At 71.5% G+C, this 19,606-nt stretch carries 19 protein-coding genes and 1 tRNA gene; 7 read left to right on the plus strand and 13 right to left on the minus strand.

From position 1 onward, the window contains the following. The first annotated feature begins 88 nt into the window (after window positions 1-88). From VKA29_RS30540 to VKA29_RS30550, 3 genes are all read left to right on the plus strand, one after another. Window positions 89-355, plus strand: coding sequence for a CBS domain-containing protein (locus tag VKA29_RS30540; protein ID WP_420718601.1), 267 nt, complete (start codon window positions 89-91; stop codon window positions 353-355). Window positions 356-471: 116 nt separating this feature from the next. Next, window positions 472-786 (plus strand): SCO5918 family protein, encoded by a 315-nt coding sequence (locus VKA29_RS30545; protein WP_324789216.1) that lies wholly within the window; start codon window positions 472-474, stop codon window positions 784-786. A gap of 475 nt (window positions 787-1,261) precedes the next feature. Then, complete coding sequence (locus VKA29_RS30550) at window positions 1,262-1,612, plus strand: MerR family transcriptional regulator (protein WP_324789217.1); 351 nt, start codon at window positions 1,262-1,264, stop codon at window positions 1,610-1,612. Between the two features lie 23 nt (window positions 1,613-1,635). Here the strand turns inward: VKA29_RS30550 and VKA29_RS30555 are convergent, their stop codons facing one another. Both VKA29_RS30555 and VKA29_RS30560 read right to left on the minus strand, forming a co-directional pair. Next, the gene (locus tag VKA29_RS30555; RefSeq protein ID WP_324789218.1) at window positions 1,636-3,153 is read right to left on the minus strand and encodes an FG-GAP-like repeat-containing protein; all 1,518 of its coding nucleotides are present in this window, start codon (window positions 3,151-3,153) and stop codon (window positions 1,636-1,638) included. A 104-nt stretch (window positions 3,154-3,257) separates the two neighbouring features. Then, window positions 3,258-4,694, minus strand: coding sequence for a hypothetical protein (locus VKA29_RS30560; RefSeq protein ID WP_324789219.1), 1,437 nt, complete (start codon window positions 4,692-4,694; stop codon window positions 3,258-3,260). 394 nt (window positions 4,695-5,088) lie between these two features. Between VKA29_RS30560 and VKA29_RS30565 the strand changes: the two genes are divergently transcribed. Together VKA29_RS30565 and VKA29_RS30570 are read left to right on the plus strand one after the other, a co-directional pair. Continuing rightward, on the plus strand, window positions 5,089-5,427 hold the full coding sequence (locus tag VKA29_RS30565) for a DUF6233 domain-containing protein (protein ID WP_324789220.1): 339 nt from the start codon (window positions 5,089-5,091) through the stop codon (window positions 5,425-5,427). A 209-nt stretch (window positions 5,428-5,636) separates the two neighbouring features. Further along, complete coding sequence (locus tag VKA29_RS30570; protein WP_324789221.1) at window positions 5,637-7,643, plus strand: cell wall-binding repeat-containing protein; 2,007 nt, start codon at window positions 5,637-5,639, stop codon at window positions 7,641-7,643. Between the two features lie 124 nt (window positions 7,644-7,767). Here VKA29_RS30570 and VKA29_RS30575 read toward each other — a convergent pair. After that, window positions 7,768-7,849, minus strand: a tRNA-Tyr gene (locus VKA29_RS30575). Window positions 7,850-8,073: 224 nt separating this feature from the next. On the opposite strand from VKA29_RS30575, the gene VKA29_RS30580 reads away from it, so the two are divergent. Next, the gene (locus tag VKA29_RS30580) at window positions 8,074-8,562 is read left to right on the plus strand and encodes a YajQ family cyclic di-GMP-binding protein (RefSeq protein ID WP_324789222.1); all 489 of its coding nucleotides are present in this window, start codon (window positions 8,074-8,076) and stop codon (window positions 8,560-8,562) included. A gap of 205 nt (window positions 8,563-8,767) precedes the next feature. On the opposite strand, the gene VKA29_RS30585 is transcribed toward VKA29_RS30580, so the two are convergent. Further along, window positions 8,768-9,034, minus strand: coding sequence for a GlsB/YeaQ/YmgE family stress response membrane protein (locus VKA29_RS30585; protein WP_324789223.1), 267 nt, complete (start codon window positions 9,032-9,034; stop codon window positions 8,768-8,770). Window positions 9,035-9,195: 161 nt separating this feature from the next. Between VKA29_RS30585 and VKA29_RS30590 the strand changes: the two genes are divergently transcribed. Continuing rightward, window positions 9,196-10,455: an APC family permease gene (locus VKA29_RS30590; RefSeq protein WP_324789224.1), complete on the plus strand. Its 1,260-nt coding sequence runs from the start codon at window positions 9,196-9,198 to the stop codon at window positions 10,453-10,455. Between the two features lie 196 nt (window positions 10,456-10,651). On the opposite strand, the gene VKA29_RS30595 is transcribed toward VKA29_RS30590, so the two are convergent. From VKA29_RS30595 to VKA29_RS30635, 9 genes are all read right to left on the minus strand, one after another. Next, entirely contained in the window at window positions 10,652-11,215 is a 564-nt protein-coding gene (locus tag VKA29_RS30595) for an SMI1/KNR4 family protein (RefSeq protein ID WP_324789225.1), read from the minus strand. Between the two features lie 121 nt (window positions 11,216-11,336). Next, window positions 11,337-11,729, minus strand: a complete 393-nt coding sequence (locus tag VKA29_RS30600; RefSeq protein WP_324789226.1) for a YccF domain-containing protein — start codon at window positions 11,727-11,729, stop codon at window positions 11,337-11,339. Then, window positions 11,726-12,589, minus strand: coding sequence for a zinc metalloprotease HtpX (htpX, locus tag VKA29_RS30605; RefSeq protein WP_324789227.1), 864 nt, complete (start codon window positions 12,587-12,589; stop codon window positions 11,726-11,728). The genes VKA29_RS30600 and htpX overlap by 4 nt, the downstream gene beginning before the upstream one ends. 215 nt (window positions 12,590-12,804) lie before the next feature. Continuing rightward, complete coding sequence (locus VKA29_RS30610; RefSeq protein WP_324789228.1) at window positions 12,805-14,328, minus strand: NADH-quinone oxidoreductase subunit N; 1,524 nt, start codon at window positions 14,326-14,328, stop codon at window positions 12,805-12,807. Then, complete coding sequence (locus VKA29_RS30615) at window positions 14,325-15,899, minus strand: NADH-quinone oxidoreductase subunit M (protein ID WP_324789229.1); 1,575 nt, start codon at window positions 15,897-15,899, stop codon at window positions 14,325-14,327. Before VKA29_RS30615 ends, VKA29_RS30610 begins: the two co-directional genes overlap by 4 nt. Before the next feature lie 6 nt (window positions 15,900-15,905). After that, on the minus strand, window positions 15,906-17,900 hold the full coding sequence (locus VKA29_RS30620) for an NADH-quinone oxidoreductase subunit L (protein ID WP_324789230.1): 1,995 nt from the start codon (window positions 17,898-17,900) through the stop codon (window positions 15,906-15,908). Continuing rightward, on the minus strand, window positions 17,897-18,304 hold the full coding sequence (gene nuoK, locus VKA29_RS30625; RefSeq protein WP_324789232.1) for an NADH-quinone oxidoreductase subunit NuoK: 408 nt from the start codon (window positions 18,302-18,304) through the stop codon (window positions 17,897-17,899). Before nuoK ends, VKA29_RS30620 begins: the two co-directional genes overlap by 4 nt. Then, a complete protein-coding gene (locus tag VKA29_RS30630) occupies window positions 18,304-18,927 on the minus strand; it encodes an NADH-quinone oxidoreductase subunit J (protein ID WP_420718597.1) in 624 nt (207 codons plus the stop codon). The genes nuoK and VKA29_RS30630 overlap by 1 nt, the downstream gene beginning before the upstream one ends. Further along, the gene (locus tag VKA29_RS30635; RefSeq protein WP_324789233.1) at window positions 18,924-19,604 is read right to left on the minus strand and encodes an NADH-quinone oxidoreductase subunit I; all 681 of its coding nucleotides are present in this window, start codon (window positions 19,602-19,604) and stop codon (window positions 18,924-18,926) included. Before VKA29_RS30635 ends, VKA29_RS30630 begins: the two co-directional genes overlap by 4 nt. Window positions 19,605-19,606: the final 2 nt, after the last annotated feature.

Consider the following 19,606-nt stretch of genomic DNA (forward strand, 5'->3'; position numbering starts at 1 on the left):
GGCTGCGCCCGTCCAGCCGGTTTCGCCCGTTCGGCCCGTCCGGTCCGTCCGGGTCAGCGCCTCAGGAGGCACCTTGACGCAGGACCGGATTCAGGACCGTGGGCCGGCTTCCGGTCCCGGGAGCCCGGCAGATGTGGACACCTGCGGACCACGGGTCCGTGACGACATGACGGTGGAGGTCGCCCTGGCCGTCATGGCCGCCGCCCGGGTCGAGCACCTGACCCTGTGCGACAGGGACGACCAGAGCACGGGCCGGATCACCCTGGCCCGACTCGCGGTCCTCCGTGAAAGTGCCACGTACACGGACCGGATCCGGCTGCGGGACGTCCTCGACGGACCCTTGGCCGCCGCCTAAGACCGCACGTGTCGCACGAGCCGCATGTGTCGCATGAGCCGCACGCGTCGTGGACACCTTCCACTGGTTCACCTGACCAGGGCCCCCTCCGTTCCCTCTTCCCACTGTGAGGCATCATGCGCTGCATCATCGCCCGCTACCCGTTCGAGCTGACCAAGGCCGGAGTGCTGGAGTCGATGAAGGGCGTCACGCCCGAACTCGTCACGGGAGAGTCCGTCACCATCGGCCGCCGCCGCTACCCCGTCAAGCAGGTGGGCCAGATCATCACCCGGCAGGACCGTCGTGACTTCACCAGCGGTGAGGTCACCCGCGCCATGACCCGCCTCGGCTTCACCTGCCACGCCGCTCCCTCCGCCGAGCCGGCGCAGAACCTCACTCCCCTCCAGACCGCGGCGGCACTGCTCGGCGACAGCGGCCCACTGGGTGCGTGAACGGCGGATCCCGCCGCCAGAACAGTTGTGGGCCCTGCCGACGCGTGTCGGCAGGGCCCACAACTGTCTCTCCAGGCCATCCCTGGTCCAGCAGAACGTTCCGTGGTCCGGCAGAACGTTCCGTGGTCCGCCCAGGGCCCTCCCGAGCTCAAAATCTATCTTTGTCAGAGTAGACATTCGCTTCCCGCAGGCTTACGCTTTTTCTTGAAGACAGTAAGACTCGACAGGAACGGAGGAGCAGACGCCATCAGGATCGCCCGGCCCGAACGCCCTCGGACCGGGTACCGCGAGGACCCGGATGGGATGGTGGTCCACCGTCACGGAGCTGCGATCCCCGCACCCGGCCCGTAACGAGCCGGACAGCGGAAAGACGAGGTCGGCGCAGCGATAGCGCCGACAGATGGTGTTCAATTTCCTCGGGGCCCCGGTGCCGCACGGCACCAGGGGCCCCTCGACGCGTGCGCAACGAGGTGAAATGACAGCAGACAGCCCCCTCAACGACCGCCTGGAAGACGACGATTACCCCGCATACACGATGGGCCGGGCCGCCGAGATGCTCGGCACGACCCCGGGCTTCCTCCGAGCCATCGGCGAAGCCCGCCTGATCACGCCGCTCCGCTCCGAGGGCGGGCACCGCCGGTACTCCCGCTACCAGCTGCGGATCGCAGCGCGCGCCCGCGAACTCGTCGACCGGGGGACGCCGATCGAGGCTGCCTGCCGCATCGTCATCCTCGAGGACCAGCTCGAAGAGGCTCAGCGCATCAACGCCGAGTACCGCCGCGCCGCGCAGGAGGCGTCCAGCGGTTCGGCGTCCGAGTCCGCCTGACCGCAGGGACCGCCTCCCGGCCGTCAGACCGTGGAGCGGGCTCCGGGGAGGGCACCGCCGAACTCGATCTCCGAGTACCGGCGCCCGAGTCCGGCCCCGGTTCCGCTGATCGTCGTGGACCCGCTGGTCACCGGGCCGGCCGTGGATCCCCGGGCCGTCCACAGCAGGCCGTCGAGGTTCTCGCCCGGGACGCCGACCGCCACCTCCGCCCTGCCGTCCTTGGTGACGTCGACGAGATGCGTCGCCGCGGCGAACTGATCCCCGGTCTCCGCGGTTCCGGGCACGCCGGCCGTGTTCTGGGTGTAGGCGCGCGAGCCGGTCGCGGTCAGACCGGCGGCCGAACCGCGCAGCAGCGTCGCCTGTCCCGCGGCCTTGGCGGATCCCAGCGCCTCGCCCGGAGCGCCGACGACGACATCGGCGTACTTGTCGCCGTCGGTGTCGCCGACGCTGAGCGACGCCCCGAACTGGTCGCCGTCCTCGCCCGCACCGGGCACCCCGGCGGTGTCCTGGTGGATGACCTGCGGTTTCTGGTCCGGTGTGATGCCCTGCGGGCCGCCGTAGAGGATCTGGATCTCGCCGCCGCGGTGGGCCGGGGTGGAACCGGACGTCAGGGACGCGTCGTAGGGCACCCCGGTGACCAGGTCGCCGTAGCCGTCGCCGTCGATGTCGCCGATCCGGCCGGACAGGCCGTCGGCGAGAGGCAGTTCGGTGTACCGGCCGTCGTGCCCCTCGGCGAAGACGGGCCCGCTGACGTCTCCGTCGGTGGGACCGGGCAGCCAGAAGCGCTCGGCCCTTCCGTCGCCGTCGACGTCCCCCACGACGACACCGCGGTTGGTGCCCAGGGCGTTCACGAAGGCCCGCCGGGCCGGCGCACCGGTGCGGGTGAACGGCCCGTTGTACGTGGTGGCGCCGCAGTCGCCGGTGACCGCCACATCGGGGGCTCCGTCGCCGGTGACGTCACCCACCGCGATGCCGGCGGCGAAGCCGCAGCCCTCGTCCAGGCCGGTCGGCGGTGAGACGGCCGCTCCGCCCTTGAGGCCGCCGGCGCTGCCCCACACCACGGTGAGCGAGCCGATGCCCCACATGGTGCCCGCGGACTCGTCCGGGGTGCCGATCAGCAGGTCGGCGTAGCCGTCACGGTCCAGGTCCGCGGAGGCGACCGCGCTGCCGAACTCGTCCCATTCCTCCGGCGCGCCGGGGATGCCGGCCGTGGCCTGCGTGATGACCGTGCGCCGGGAGGCCGAGACCCCGCCGGCCGAGCCGTACAGCACGACGACCGCGCCCGCGGCGTCGACCGTGCCGTTGGCGGCGCCGGGCGCGCCGACGGCCAGGTCGCGGTAGCCGTCGCCGTTGAAGTCGTCCTGCACGGCCGCCGTGTTGGCGCCCTTGTACGGGGCACCGGCCGCCGCCGCGGGACCGGCCGGCAGCGCGACGACGGTCAGTGTGGCGGCCGCGCACACGGCGATGGCGGAGGCGACCAGCCGCGAGGCGAAGGCGCGAGCCGGGACGCGGGCGGAGGTGGCGGGGGCGCGGGAGGACATGACGACTCCGGACTCGGGGGCGGACTGGACGGGACGGGCGGACTGGACGGGACGGCGGGTGTGGGTGGGGCGGACCCTGGTGGGGCCGGCGGGCCGGGGGCGCGTCACCGGCTGGTCACCACACCTCCGAAGCGGCCGGCGCCGGCCGAGCCGAGGCCCACGCCGCCGGTGCTGACGCTGGTCGCGGCGGCCGCGGTGACGGAGACCGCCGAGCCCCGCAGCGACCACAGGGCGCCCGCGCCGCCGTTCTCGCCGGGGGCGCCTATGACGAGGTCCGCGTAGCCGTCCTTGTTCGTGTCGAGCACGCGCAGGGCCGCGCCGAAGGCGTCGCCCGTCTCCGAACTGCCCGGAACGCCGGAGCTGTTCTGCGTCCAGGTGCGGGCGTGTGCGGTGTCCAGTTCCGCGCTGGTACCGCGTACGACGGTGACGGCGCCGCTGCCGCCGTTCTCGCCCGGGGCGCCGATCACGAGGTCCGCCCGGCCGTCCTTGTCGGTGTCACCGATGGCGACCGAGGCGCCGAAACGGTCCTTGGCCTCGCCGGAACCGGCCACCCCCGGCGTGTCCTGCGTGATCGTCTCGACCCGGCTCGGGGAGCCCGAGTACCCGGCGTCGTAGTAGACCGTGACCCGGCCGCCGAGTGAGGTGTCCGGGCTCTGCGACGGGTCCTCGGGGTTGCCGATGACGAGGTCGGGAGCGCCGTTGCCGTTCAGGTCGCCGACCGCCGACACCGTGCCCGCGGGCAGGGTGGCGTCCTGGAAACCGGCCGGATCGGCGAGGTGCGTACGGGGGTCGTCGCCGGTCCCGTCGTAGCCCCAGCCGCCGTCCCAGTCGCCCCGGCCGTGGACGATCAGGCGGTCGTCGTCGGTGTTGGGCAGGTCGATCGGGGTCATCGCGACGATGCCGTACGCCGGGTTGAACGCGAAGCCGTTGCCGGAGGTGCCGGACTGCGCCGACAGGTCCGCCGGCATGAAGGTCACCTCGGCGTCGTTGGCGCCGACGGCTATCGACAGCTTGCCGTCGTTGACCGGGTTCAGCCCGTCGTAGACGCCGACGGCGAGGGTACGGCCGTAGGCGTCGTGCGAGTTCGGCCACGGGTCGTCGACCGTCTTGCCCTTGGTCAGGCCGGACGCGGTGCCGTAGACGACCGTGACCGAGCCGCCACCGTCGTCGCCGGCCACGTCCTCGCCGGGGGCTCCCACGACCACGTCGCTGTAGCCGTCGCGGTTGAGGTCGTACACGACGACGGCGGCGCCGAACCGGTCACCGGCCTCGGCGGTCCCGGGAACCCCGGTGGAGTTCTGCGTCAGCAGGGCGCGCCTGGAGGGGTCGATGCCGTGCGAGGTGCCGTACATCACGACCACGGCACCGGCCTTGGCGTGACCCGCCACCTTGGCGTCGGGCGCGGAGACGACGACATCGCGGTAACCGTCCTTGTTCAGGTCGCCCGGCGCGCCGGCGGCTGCACCGGCACTCGCCGCGACGAGCGGGGTGAGCCCCGAGGCCAGCAGTGTCGCGGACATCAGCAGAGTGCGCTTGCGCACGGGCTCCTCCAGAGGCGGCATCCGGAACGACGATCGACGCGCCGACCGGTGCGACCCCGCCGCGCGTCCACGGCAGACCCGACGTGGCATGACGTGGCGTGGCAGGGCGTGGCAGGGTGACATGACAGCGTCAGGGTCGGCGAAGAGAAGACCACCGGAAGGGCCGGAGGGTTGTACGCGAAGGCCTGCGGCAAGGCAATGAGTCACCCGCCCGCAGCGAACCAGCGCGGGCAGGCGCAGGCAGGCGCGGACACCGCCGAACGAGCGGGGCGGCGCCGGGGCGGCGCTGGGGGCGGCGCCCTCCCGCCACACCGGACGGACAGCCCTCCCTGACCGCACCACCGCGGCACGCCGTCCCGGCCGCAGAACCACCAGAGCGGATAGAATCGAACATGTGAACGACTCTGGCCCCTCGCGGCTCACCCTGCTCCGCTTCCTGGAGCGCGTGCAGGTGCGGGACCTGGAGCGCACCCGCCGGTGGATCGCCGACGAGGAACGCCGCGAGGCCGAGCGGCAGCGCGGCGTCAAGGCCCGTCCTCCCGCCCCGGACTGGCTGATCGAGCCGGGCCTGAACCGCGGGACCGCGGTGTACGTCCACGTCGGCGGCTGCTGGAACGCGGCCAGGCGCAGCCGCGCCGCGAGCCGGGAGCAGGCACTGCGCGCACTCACCGAGGGCGTCAGACCCTGCCCGCAGTGCCACCCGGACACCGCACTGGGATTCCTGGACGGGTGAGCCGACCGCCCCGATCAAGGACCATCCGGATCGAGGCCCGTCCGGCCTCCGCCCGCCCCTTGCCGCGGGTCCCCTGCCTTCACAGCTGCCGCGGGCCGCCACTAATGTTTCGCCGCTGCCGTGCGGACGATCACGACGCCGTCCGTTCACCTCGGGGGAGAGTGCACGGCAGCCATCCATTCACTTGTGGGGGCACCTTGAACATGCGTATGCGCCGCATACTTGCCGCGCTCACCGGCACCGCCACGCTCGCGGCGGGGCTCGTCGCCGCGCTTCCGGGACCGGCGGCAGCCGTCCCCGGCAGCTGGCCCGCCACCGACGGGAAGCTGCTGTACACGGACGTCGGCGGCTGGATGCACTTCATCAACACCGACGGGTCCTGGAACTCCCAGTTCGGCACGTCCGGAAACCAGGGCGCCTGGTCCGCCGACGGCAGTCAGGTCGCCTTCGTGAACGGCGACCGCATCGGCACGGCATGGGCCGATTCCGAGGACATCGGCATCAGCATCGCCATGCCGTCGGGCAGCGGCTGGCATCCGCAGGATCCGACCTTCTGGTACGGCGGCGGCGACATCGTCTTCACGGCCGGTGGGCGGCTGCGCCTGACCGCGGCGGACGGCACCCGTACGCCCAAGGCCCTCTTCGGCACCGATGTCGATGGCTGCGACTCCCAGCCGAGCGGCGCGGTGAACGGCATGCTCGCCTTCGTACGGACGGGGACCAGTTGCGCCACGGCCGGCACCCCGGCCGTCTGGGTCTACAACGGCCGTTCCGGCGCGTTCACCAAGGTGGCCGCCGACGCGAACCAGCCGAGCATCTCCCCCGACGGCCAGTCGGTGGCCTTCACCCGGTCGATCGACGGGCACAAGCAGATCTTCACGGTCAGGACCGACGGCACCGGGCTGACCCAGCTCACCACCGACGCGACCGACCACTACCGTCCCGCCTGGTCGCCGCAGGGCGGCCGGATCGCGTACGACATCTACGTCTCCGGCAATCCGGACGTCGCCCAGGGCCCGCAGGTCTGGATCCACGACCTCGGCACGGGTACGCAGACCCAGGTGCCCATGGCCGACGGCACCAACGTGGCCTGGCAGCCACTCCGTGACAACGCGATCTCCCGTGTCTGGGGTTCCGACAATTACGGCACGAACATCGCCGCGTCCAAGTGGACCTGGAACACCGTCGGTACGAGCACTCCCGGCTTGAGGAACGCCAACGCGGCCGTGCTCATCAGCAAATCCGACGCGGCGTACGCCACGACCGCGACATCGCTGGCCGGCAAGAAGCGGGGGCCGGTGCTGATGACCTCCCGCACGGGCCTGGACTCCTCGGTGCAGACGGAACTCAAGCGCATGCTGCCGAAGGGCAAGACGGTCTACCTGATCGGCGGAAGCACGATCCTCAACAGCACGGTGGCCTCCAAGGTGACGTCGCTCGGCTACGTGGCCAAGCGGCTGTCCGGCACCTCGCGCTACTCCACCTCGGTGGCCGTGGCGAAGACCGTCACCAGCACGCCGAAGTACATCTTCCTGGCAACCGGCACCGACTACCACAACGCCATGGCGGCGAGCTCCGCCGCCGGTTCCATGGGCAGCTCCGGAACCGCGAACGTCGTGCTGACCGACGGCACGACCATGACGTCGTCGGTCTACGGGTACCTCAACAAGTACAGTCCGAGCACGACGAAGATCATCACGGTGGGGACCGACGCCGAGTCGGCACTGGCCAAGGCGTACAACGCCGGCAAGATGCCGAACTGGCCCAGCAAGTACAGCTATTACCGGGTCGCCGGCGCCACTCCGCAGTCGAACGCCATGCGCCTCGCCGACCTGTGGTGGTCGCTGCCTTCGAATGCCGCGGTGGCTTCCGTGGGCAGTTGGCGCGACGGTGTCTCCGCGTCGTCGGCGATGACCACGTACGGTCCGCTGCTGTGGACCGACACCACCTCGCTGCCGTACGACACCAAGCGGTACCTGATGCGTATGTCGTCGAGCATGTACCACGTGGCCGTCTTCGGCGGTGGCGCATCGGTCGACGCATCCGTAGTTCCCAAGATCGGTGCGGCCATCGGAGTGGGCACCCACTACGTCTACACGCCGTACTACAAGGGCGTGGTGTCACAGACCACGACTGCTCAGCCACTGTCCACCGGCAGCAACGCGCCCGCTCCGAGCCCGGACCTGGCCCCTCTCCGGATGACGATCAAGAGGTGACTGCCTCGCCCTGGGCCGCCGACGGCGACGGCCCAGGGCGCCGGCACTCGAAAGATCACCCCGAAACGTGAAGAGACCCCCTCCGCTCTGCGTTCTCGCAGAGCGGAGGGGGTCTTCCCCAATGTGGCGGCGCCAGGATTCGAACCTGGGAAGGCTGAGCCGGCAGATTTACAGTCTGCTCCCTTTGGCCGCTCGGGCACACCGCCGGGGTTGATGCCGGGTGAACCGCTTTTCGGCGGTGCTCCCTGGCAACGACGTAAACAATACCCGATGCACAGGGGTGCTTCGCCACCCGATTGATCTGCTCCTGGAGGGCGTCAGGTGACTAGGCTTGTCCGGATGCGGCCCGGACCACGCCGGGCTCGGCGGTCGCCCCCACGTACGCCGACAACGCACCCGATACGCACTCTGATACAAGGAGCCACAGGACATGGCCGACTCCAGTTTCGACATCGTCTCGAAGGTCGAGCGGCAGGAGGTCGACAACGCCCTCAACCAGGCCGCCAAGGAGATCTCGCAGCGTTACGACTTCAAGGGCGTGGGCGCCTCGATCTCGTGGTCCGGTGAGAAGATCCTCATGGAGGCGAACTCGGAGGACCGCGTCAAGGCCGTCCTCGACGTCTTCCAGTCCAAGCTGATCAAGCGCGGCATCTCGCTGAAGGCCCTGGACGCGGGCGAGCCCCAGCTCTCCGGCAAGGAGTACAAGATCTTCGCGTCGATCCAGGAGGGCATCTCCCAGGAGAACGCGAAGAAGGTCGCGAAGATCATCCGTGATGAGGGCCCCAAGGGCGTCAAGGCCCAGGTGCAGGGCGAGGAGCTGCGCGTCAGCTCCAAGAGCCGGGACGATTTGCAGGCCGTGATCGCCCTTCTGAAGGGCAAGGACTTCGACTTCGCGATGCAGTTCGTCAACTATCGGTGAGCTGGTCACCGGCCGGTGACCCCGGCGCGGAGAGGGCGTGAGACGGGCCGAGGTGCCCGCCTCACGCCCTCTCCGCGTCCGCACGCAACTGCGCCGCGGATGACGGCCGTTGGAGCCGGAGGCGCGTGCGTGCCAGCCGCAGGGGAGGGCGGGTGCCCGAGAGGGGCCCGTCCTTCCCCGTTGCCGACCTCAGTCCAGGGCGCGCTCAGTCGCGCGAGTTGCCGAACAGGATCCGGTAGGCGATCAGCAGAACCAGCGAGCCGCCGATCGCCGCGGCCCAGGTCGCGCCGTCGTAGAAGTCCTTGGTGATCGGGTGGTCCAGCCAACGGGCCGATATCCAGCCGCCGACGAACGCGCCCGCGATGCCGATGAGCGTCGTGCCGATGAAGCCGCCCGGGTCGCGGCCCGGCAGCAGGAACTTGGCGATGGCCCCGGCCAACAGCCCCAGGAGGATCCAGCTGATGATGGTCATGCCGTGAACCTGCCCTTCTTTTGCTGTGCCCGCACTGTCCCGGTCCTGTGACTGCGGTCCGGGCCCGCTGTGCGTCGTGCCGCGCCTGTGTTCGCGCTGCGTTGTCGGGGAAGACGTCACCGCGCCATCCCCCGGTTGCGCTGATCAGTAGGGTGCGAGCCATGACACAGTCCGGTTCCGCCGCCGAAGCTCCCGAGCTCCGGCGCACTCTCGGTGTGGCGGACGCCGTCGTCATCGGACTCGGCTCGATGGTCGGGGCGGGGATCTTCGCCGCGCTGGGGCCCGCGGCACGCGCGGCCGGGTCCGGGCTGCTGCTCGGGCTCGCGGTGGCCGCCGTGGTCGCCTACTGCAACGCCACGGCGTCGGCACGGCTGGCCGCCCGGTACCCGGCGTCGGGCGGCACGTACGTGTACGGGCGCGAGCGGCTCGGGGAGTTCTGGGGCTATCTCGCGGGCTGGTCGTTCGTGGTCGGGAAGACGGCCTCCTGCGCGGCGATGGCACTCACCGTGGGGACGTACGTGTGGCCCACGCAGGCGCACGCGGTCGCCGTCGCGGCCGTGGTGGCGCTGACCGCGGTGAACTACGGCGGCATCCAGAAGTCCGCCTGGCTGACACGGGCGATCGTGGCGGTGGTCCTGGCTGTCCTCGCTTCCGTGGTGGTCGTGTGTCTGGGCTCCGGCGCGTCCGACGCCGGGCGGCTGGACGTCGGGGCGTCCGGCGGCGCGGGCGGGGTGCTGCAGGCGGCCGGTCTGCTGTTCTTCGCGTTCGCCGGGTACGCGCGCATCGCCACGCTCGGCGAGGAGGTACGGGATCCGGCGCGCACCATCCCGCGGGCGATCCCGCTGGCCCTGGGCATCGCGCTCGTCGTGTACGCGAGCGTGGCGGTGGCCGTCCTTTCCGTGCTGGGTCCCGACCGGCTCGGGCACGCGGCCGCGCCGCTGGCCGACGCGGTGCGGGCGGCCGGGGTGCCGGGGCTGGCGCCGGTGGTGCGGGCAGGCGCGGCCGTGGCCGCGCTGGGTTCGCTGCTCGCCCTGATCCTGGGCGTCTCGCGGACCACGCTGGCCATGGCCAGGGACCGGCACCTGCCCGGCGCGCTGTCGGTCGTGCATCCCCGTTTCCAGGTGCCCCACCGGGCCGAGCTGGCCGTGGGCGCGGTGGTCGCCGTCCTCGCCGCCACGGTGGACGTGCGGGGCGCCATCGGCTTCTCCTCCTTCGGTGTGCTGGCCTACTACGCGGTGGCCAACGCCTCGGCCTGGACCCTCGACCGGGCTGCGACGGCGCGGGCGCTGCCGGCGCTCGGCCTCTTCGGCTGCGCGGTCCTCGCCTTCGCGCTGCCGGCAGTGTCGGTGGTCGTGGGCGCGGGTGTGCTGGTGGTGGGTGTGGTGGCGTTCTGGGCTCGAAGGTGGATGGCCGCGCGGTAGCGGGCCGGGGCGAGGGCGGGCGCGGGAAGGGGCCACGGCTGTGGGACGTGCCGAGGGCGCGGGAACGGGCCGGAGGCGACACCGAACGGGCAGGGCTGGACAGGGCCGAGGGTCGACGCCGTGCCCGCACCGCAGGGAGCGTCGCCGCGGGCACCGCCGGGCGTGCGCGGTCGTCCTGTGTCGCGTCGGGCCCGGGTCAGGCTCCAGTCCGCGTCGTGCGTATGCGGAGGTCGGTCCAGGGCGCCAGGTCCATGCCCTCGGCCGTCTGCTCGTACCAGCCCGTGCCGTCGACCCAGGCGCGCAGCCATTCCGTGAGACTGGGAGCGTCGATGAACCAGGCGTGGTCGGCGTCGTCCGCGTTCGGCTCGAAGAGCAAGACCGGTGCCTGAGGGCTGTGGCAGTCCACACACGCGTACATGGCACAGCCCCAGTGGGATATCGGCAGGACGCCCTCGGGCCACGGCCAGTGAGGGTCCTTGCGGGCGTCGGCGCGGTTGGCGAGGTACTGCACGACGGCGGCGGGCTCACCGGCCGGCGGGCCGTCGAGGAGGGGCAACAGGCCGTACTCCGGACCGAATCCGCCGTCCCCTATCCGCAGGTAGAGATCGGCGAGCAGCGGGGGCAGGGGGAAGCCCAGGGCGGCCTCGGCGCGGGTCAGGGTGGCCGCGTCGACGGGGGCGGGGAGCGAATCCCAGCCCCAGGGACGGGTGTTCCGCGCCTTCTCGGCCACTCGTGCCAGCAACTGCTCGTTCTCGGTCATGGGTTCATGATGCAGCGCGGCACTGACAACCGGGCCGGCCTGTGGACAGCCCTCGGGCTGTGGAAAACCTGGTCACCCGGACGGGGGGTGGAGGGGCCGCCCCCGACGACATCGTCGCTGCTCAGCGCGATGCGAACGCTTGGTCCGTCCGCACGATCTCGCGTCCGAGCGGCATCAGCGAGACCGGGATCAGCTTGAAGTTGGCGATGCCGAACGGGATCCCGATGATGGTGACGCACAGCGCGAGACCCGTGACGATGTGAGCGATCGCCAGCCACCAGCCCGCGAGGACCAGCCAGAGGACGTTGCCGAGGCAGGAGGGTGCGCCCGCGTCGCGCCGCTCGACCGTCGTGTACCCGAAGGGCCACAGGGCGTAGACGCCGATGCGGAAGGCCGCGACGCCGAACGGGATCCCGATGATGGTGACGCACAGAAGGATGCCCGCCGCCAGGTAGCCGAGGAACAGCCAGAAGCCGCTCAGGACGAGCCATATGACGTTCAGGATGGTTTTCACTGGAGACGACCTGCCATCTTCTCGAGCCGGGCGATACGTTCCGCCATCGGCGGGTGCGTCGAGAACATCTTGGACAGCCCCTGCCCCGGGCGGAAAGGGTTCGCGATCATCATGTGGCTCGCGGTCTCGATGCGCGGCTCGGGCGGCAGCGGCAGCTGCTTGGTGCCCGCCTCCAGCTTGCGCAGGGCGCCGGCGAGTGCGAGGGGATCGCCGGTGAGCTGGGCGCCGGACGCGTCGGCCTCGTACTCCCGGGAGCGGCTGATGGCCAGCTGGATCAGGCTCGCCGCGAGCGGGCCCAGGATCATGATCAGCAGCATGCCGAGGAGGCCGGGGCCGTCGTCGTCGTCCGAGCGGCCGATCGGGATGAGCCAGGCGAAGTTGACCAGGAACATGATCACGGAGGCGAGGGCGCCGGCGACCGACGAGATCAGGATGTCGCGGTTGTAGACGTGGCTGAGCTCGTGGCCGATGACACCGCGCAGCTCCCGTTCGTCGAGGAGGCGCAGGATGCCTTCGGTGCAGCACACGGCGGCGTTGCGCGGGTTGCGGCCGGTGGCGAAGGCGTTGGGGGCCTCCGTCGGGGAGATGTACAGGCGCGGCATGGGCTGACGGGCCTGGGTGGAGAGCTCTCGGACCATGCGGTAGAGCGCCGGGGCCTCGAACTCGCTCACCGGGCGGGCGCGCATCGCACGCAGCGCCAGCTTGTCGCTGTTCCAGTACGCGTACGCGTTCGTGCCCAGCGCGACCAGGACCGCGACGACCAGCCCCGTGCGGCCGAAGAAGCTGCCGATGACGATGATGAGGGCGGACAGTCCCCCGAGGAGTACTGCGGTCCTCAGTCCGTTGTGCCGGCGGTGCACGGTACGCCCTCCATGTGGTGCAGCAGGGGAACCCATCGCTTGCGGGTCTTGCTCGCTGTATCCGAGCCACCGGTGCCGTGGTGTCACGTCCAGTGGACCCTCCCGCTCTGGTCAACGCCAGGCGAGGGTCACTAGTTCCCTTGTGCGCGCGGGCTGCCCGTTGAGCCGTCCGGGTGAGGCGAGGGGCGGGCCGGACGGCCGAGGGTGCCGGAGGCTCAGAAGAGCGTCGTGTCGGCGAACCGGAGGACGAGTTGCGGGGCTCCGGACAGGGCGATGCCGACGACGCCGGTGAGGGTGACGGCGGCGGTGAGGGGCGCCGGGAGGCGGTGGCTGACGGGTTCGCCCTCGGGGGCCCGGAACAGCAGGGCGGTCCACTGGAGGTAGTAGAAGAGCGCGATCACGACGTTGACCGCCATCACCACGGCCAGCCAGCCGAGTCCCGCGTCGACGGCCGCGGAGAACACGGTGACCTTGGCGAACAGGCCGATGACGCCGGGCGGCAGGCCGGCCAGGCAGAGCAGGAAGAAGGCCAGCAGGAGGGCGGCGAGCGGGTTGCTCGCGTAGAGGCCGCGGTAGTCGGTGATGCGGTTGGCGGACCGGGTGCGCCCCACCAGGGCGGCCACCGCGAAGGCGCCGAGGTTCACGGCGGCGTACATGAGGGCGTACGCGAGCGTGGAGCCGACCGAGTGCTCGGCGTCGTCGGAGTAGGCGGCCGCGGCGATCGGCACCAGGAGGTAGCCGGCCTGGCCCACGGACGACCAGGCGAGGAGGCGTACGGCGCTGTACGCGCGGGTGGCCTGCTGGCGCAGGGCGCCGACGTTGCCGACGGTCATGGTGAGCGCGGCCAGGGCGGCGAGGGCGGGGCCCCAGACGTCGGCGTACGACGGGAAGGCGACGACGGTGACGAGGATCAGGCCGGAGAAGCCGACCGCCTTGCCGACGACCGACAGGTAGGCGGCGATCGGCAGGGGCGCTCCCACATAGGTGTCCGGCACCCAGAAGTGGAAGGGCACCGCGGCCGTCTTGAAGGCGAAGCCGACGAGGGTGAGGACGACGCCGGTCTGGGCGAGGGTGTGCAGCTGTCCGTCGACGTGCTGGATGCGGCCGGCGACCTGGGTGAGGTAGAGGGTGCCGGTGGAGGCGTAGACGAAGCTGATGCCGAGGAGGCTGACGGCGGTGGCGGTGACCGACGACAGGAAGAACTTCAGGGCCGCCTCGGAGGACTTCTTGTCCCCGTGCCGGATGCCGACCAGGGCGAAGGCGGGCAGGGAGGCGACCTCCAGGGCGACGACGAGGGTGGCGAGGTCGCGGGAGGCGGGCAGCAGGGCCGCGCCGGCCGCCGAGGACAGCAGCAGGAACCAGTACTCCCCTTCGGGGAGCCGCCGGTCGGCGTCCTTCAGCGCGGTGACCGACAGCAAGGCGGAGAGGAGGGCGCCACCGAGGACGAGGAACTGGATGACGAGGGTGAAGCGGTCCGCGGTGTAGCTGCAGGCGCCGGCGCCGTCCTTCAGGCAGAAGGTGGAGCGGTCGCCGTCGAGGAGGGGCAGCAGCAGGGCCGCGGAGGCGGCGAGTCCGGCGACGGAGACCCAGCCGAGCAGCGGTTTCCCGGCCTCGCCGACGAACAGGTCGGCGACGAGGACGACGAGGGCGACGACCGCGGCGAGGGTGGGCGGCGCGATGGCGAGCCAGTCGACGGACTGGACGAGGTTCGCGGCCGCCTGCTGGGCGAGGTGGCTCATCGGGTGCCTCCTGCGAGGAGCTGCTGCACGGCCGGGTCGGTGAGACCGAGGAGGACCTTGGGCCACAGTCCGGCGACGACGGTGAGGGCGACGAGCGGCGTCCACGCCGCGAACTCGTAGGCCTGGACGTCGGCGAGGGTCGGCGCCTGCTGCGGTACGGCGCCCATGCAGACGCGGCGGACCACGACGAGCATGTACGCGGCCGTCAGCAGCGTGCCGAACGCGCCGATGGCCATGAAGGTGAGGAAGGCGGGGCGACTGAGGTCCGCGGCGGGCTTGAAGGCCCCGAACAGGGCCAGCATCTCGCCCCAGAAGCCGGCGAGGCCCGGCAGGCCGAGCGAGGCGACGGCGCCGAACGCCAGCAGGCCGCCGAGGCGCGGGGCCCTGCCGTACAGAGCGGCACCGGTCTGCTCGGCCAGGGTGTCGAGGTCGGTGCTGCCGGTGCGGTCCTTCACCGCGCCGACCAGGAAGAACAGCAGGCCGGTGATGAGGCCGTGGGCGATGTTGGCGAACAGGGCGCCGTTCACGCCGGTCGGGGACATGGTGGCGATGCCGAGCAGGACGAAGCCCATGTGGCCGACGGAGGAGTAGGCGATGAGGCGCTTGAGGTCGCCCTTCGCGCCCTGTCTGGCGAGGGCCAGGCAGGCCAGCGATCCGTAGATGATCCCGACGACGGCGAAGGCGGCGAGGTAGGGCGCGAAGGTGTGGAAGCCGTCCGGAGCCACCGGAAGGAGGATTCGCACGATTCCGTACGTACCCATCTTCAGCAGGACGCCGGCGAGCAGGACCGAGCCGACGGTCGGCGCGGCGGTGTGCGCGTCGGGCAGCCAGCTGTGCAGCGGCCACATCGGCGTCTTGACGGCGAGCCCGATCCCGATCGCCAGAACGGCGATGACCTGCACGGATGTGGTCAGCGACCGGCCGTTGTCAGTGGCGAGTGCCATCATGTCGAACGTGCCCGCATTGATTCCGATCAGGAGCAGGCCGAGCAGCATGACGACCGAGCCGAGCAGTGTGTAGAGGATGAAACGCCAGGCGGCGGCCCGGCGGCCCTCGCCGCCCCAGCGGGCGATGAGGAAGTACATCGGGATGAGCACCGTCTCGAACGCGAGGAAGAACAGCAGCAGATCGAGGACGGCGAAGGTCGCGAGGGTGCCGGACTCGAGGACGAGCAGCAGTGCGACGAACGCCTTCGGGGTCGGGCCCGCGGGCATCTTGAAGTAGGAGTAGAGCGCGCAGAGGAAGGTCAGCAGCGCGGTCAGGACCAGAAGGGGGAGGGAGATGCCGTCGATGCCGAGGTGGATCCGCACGTCGAGTGCGGGAATCCAGCTGATGTCGGTCGTGGCCTGCATCCTCGACGGATGGCCGTGGTCGAAGCCGAGCGCGAGGACAATCGCGGCGACGAGGACCGCGCCGGTCACGGTCACGCCGTGCCGCAGCACGGCCTGCTCGGGCGACTTCCCCTTCAGCCCGGGCGGGGCCGGCAGGAGAGCGGCGGCCGCGCCGAGCAGCGGGCCGACGACGACGAACGCCAGGAGGAACTGCATCACGGACTCGCTGATATCGATCACGCCTGCTCACGCTCCCGTGGCGACGAGGACGGCGGCGACCACCAGGACGACGGTGCCGGCGAGCAGCGCGCTCACATAGGTCTGCACATTGCCGGTCTGGGCGCGCCGTACGGCGGCGCCCAGCAGGCGGGGTAGGGCGCCCGCACCGCGTACGTAGGTCTCGACGACCTCGCGGTCGAGGAACCGGACGAGATCCGCTGCGGCCTGGACGGGGCGGACGAAGAGGGCCGCGTACACGGCGTCGAGGCGGAAGCCGACGGCCGCGTGCCGGTGCAGCGGGCCGAGCAGCAGCCGGCCCGGGTCGGCCGGGTCGGGCGCGTGGGCGACGCCTCCGTACGCGGGTGTGTGGGCGGCGATGGCTGCGGCCTCGACGTGCCCGGCGTCGCCCTCGGGGTGGGCGGCGACCGCGCCGAGCGGTTCGCGTGCCGCGAGCGCCGTGGTGTGCCGCCAGGCGGCGTAGGTGACGATGCCGCCGACGAGGGCCACGCCCGTGCCGAGGACGGAGGTGGTCAGGGTGGGGGCGAGGCCACGGCCGTCGAACCAGTCGGGCAGGAACCGGAAGGCGAACCCGCCGAAGGCGAGGGACGGGACGGCGAGCACCCAGAGCACGACGGTCATGGTGAGGGGCTGGCGGCCGTGGTCCGGGGCGTCCGCGCCGTGTCCGCGGAAGGCCAGCAGCCACAGGCGCGTCGCGTAGGCCGCGGTGAGCAGAGCGGTGAGCATTCCGGCGACGAGGACGGTCCAGCCCGCCGCCCCGGGTGCGTGCTCGGTGTAGCCGGTGGCGACGTGCTCGGCGGCGCCGAGGACGGACTCCTTGGAGAAGAAGCCGCTGAACGGCGGGATCGCGGCGAGCGCGAGCAGCGCCACGGTCATCGTCCAGTAGGCGTCGGGGACGCGGTCGCGCAGATGGCGCATGCGGGACATGGCGGCCAGCGAGTTGGTGCCGGCGGCGTGGATGATCACGCCGGCCGCGAGGAACAGCAGCGCCTTGAAGGCGCCGTGGGACAGGAGGTGGAAGACGGCGGCCGACCGGTCGCCGACGGCGAGGGCGCCGGTCATGTAGCCGAGCTGGCCGATCGTCGAGTAGGCGAGGACGCGCTTGATGTCGTCCTGGGCGAGGGCGGCGAGACCGGAGCCGAGCATCGTGACGGCGGCCATGACGGCGAGGACGACCATCGCGGCCGAGGAGGCCTGGAAGACGGGGAGGAGACGGGCGATGAAGTAGACACCGGCGGCGACCATGGTCGCGGCGTGGATCAGCGCGGAGACGGGGGTGGGGCCCGCCATGGCGTCGGGGAGCCAGGTGTGCAGCGGGAACTGGGCCGACTTGCCCGCCACGCCGGCCAGGAGCAGCAGGGCGATGAGCGTCGGGTGGTCGAGTCCGCCGCTCGCGACGGTGCCGAGGATCTTCGTGATGCGGAAGGAGCCGGCTTCGGTGGCGAGCGCGAGCAGGCCGATCAGGAAGGGGACGTCACCGAGCTTGGTCACCAGGAAGGCCTTGATGGAGGCGGCGCGGGCCTCCGGGGTCTCCCAGTAGTGACCGACGAGGAAGTACGAGCAGATGCCCATGATCTCCCAGCCGACCAGCAGCACGATCAGGTCGCCGGAGTAGACGACGAGCAGCATCGCGGAGGTGAACAGGGAGACGAGGGCCGCGTAGGACGGGTATCGCGGGTCGTCCCGCAGGTAGCCCGTGGAGTAGATCTGCACGCAGGAGGCGACGAGGCCGACGAGGACGGCGACGAGGGCGGCGAAGCCGTCGATGTGGAAGGCGAGTTCGACCGGGACCGAGCCGGTGGGAGTGAGCTCGGAGACGGCGTCGACGGCCGGGCCGCCGCCCTGGCGCACGGCGACCAGGACGGCCAGCACGAGGGAGGTGAGGGGCGGCAGGACGGCGAGGGGACGGACGAACCCGGGCGCCGAGCGGCCCAGGAGCAGGCCCGCGGCCGCTCCCAGGAACGGCAGGAGGGGGACGAGGACGGCGAGGGTGGTCGTGGTCACGCGGTGGCCTCAGCCTTCTCGGCCTTCTCGGTCGGTCCGGCCTGGTCGGACGCGGCGTCGTCGCTGTCGGGGTCGTCGGGCCCGTGGCCCTCGGCGCTGTCGCGGAGCTTGTCGATGTCCGCGGTGCCGCGGTTGCGGTGGACGGCGAGGACGATCGCCAGGCCGATGCCGATCTCGGCGGCTGCGATGGCGATGGTGAAAAGAGTCAGGGCCTGTCCGGAGTGCAGGGTCTCCTCGGCGGCCATGCTGAGCCAGACGTCGAAGGCCACCAGGTTGAGATTGACGGCGTTGAGCATCAGCTCGACCGACATCAGCACGAGGATCGCGTTGCGGCGGGCGAGGACGCCGTACAGGCCCGTGCAGAACAGGAGGGCGGAGAGGACGGCGGGATAGGCGAGGTGCATCAGCGGACACCACCCTTGGCGGTCTGTTCGGCGCCCTCGGTCTTGGCCTTGCGGGACAGGACGATCGCGCCGACCAGCGCGGCGAGGAGGAGCACGGAGAGGGCCTCGAACGGGAGGACCCAGTTCTGGAAGAGGCTCGCTCCGGTGGCCTCGGTGGAGCCGGCGGCCGGGCCCTCCAGGTCGATCCAGGTGGTGCGGAACGCGTCGACGACGACCCAGACCAGGGCGACCGCGGCGGCGACCGCGACCGTGAGGGCGGCCCAGCGGTTGCCGGAGTCGGCGTCCGGGGAGCGGCCGATGGGGGCCTTGGTGAGCATCAGCCCGAACAGCAGGAGGACGACGACGGAACCGACGTAGATGAGGACCTGCACCCAGGCGATGAACTCGGCGGTCAGCAGCAGGTACTCGACGGCCAGGCCGCCGAGGGCGACGACCAGCCACAGGGCGGCGTGCACGAGCTGCCGGGTGGTGACGGTGACGAGGGCGGCGCCGAGGGTGACCAGGCCGACGAGGACGAAGGCGATCTCGACGCCCGTCGGGGAGAGAAAACCGCGGGTTGCGGCCGTCGTGGTCGTGGTGTGGGCGGCCGTCGCGGTGGCCGTCACGGCGGAGACGAAGGTCACTGCTGTCCTTCCTGCCTCGGCCGGTCGATCTGCTGCGCGGAGTCGCCGACCGCGCGGCCGGGCTGCTCGGCGGCGCGGGCCTGCTCGTCCGCCTGCGGCTCGGCGTCCGGCGGGGCCTGCTGGGCCTGCTCGGCGTGCTGGGCCTGCTGGGCCTGCTGGGCCGCGAGCTTTTCGGCGGTCTTGCGGGCGGCGGCGATCTCCTTCGGTTCCTCCGCGCCGGGGTCGAGGGCGGGCGGGGCGGGAACCGTCCACATCCACTCGCGGAGTTTGTCCCGCTCGTGGGTGAGGTCGCGGATGTCGGTCTCGGCGTACTCGAACTCCGGGGACCAGAACAGGGCGTCGAAAGGACAGACCTCGATGCAGATACCGCAGTACATGCACAGGGAGAAGTCGATGGCGAAGCGGTCGAGGACGTTGCGGCTGCGTTCGCGGCCGCCGGGGGTCGTCGCCGGGATCGTCTCCTTGTGGGAGTCGATGTAGATGCACCAGTCCGGGCACTCGCGGGCGCAGAGCATGCAGACCGTGCAGTTCTCCTCGAACAGGCCGATCACGCCGCGGGTGCGGGGTGGGAGGTCGGGCTGGACGTCGGGGTACTGCGCGGTGACGGTCTTCTTCGTCATCGTGCGGAGGGTGACGGCCAGGCCCTTGGCCAGGCCGCTGCCGGGGATGGGGGCCATAG

Source organism: Streptomyces sp. H51, from assembly GCF_035656535.1.
Classification (GTDB): domain Bacteria; phylum Actinomycetota; class Actinomycetes; order Streptomycetales; family Streptomycetaceae; genus Streptomyces.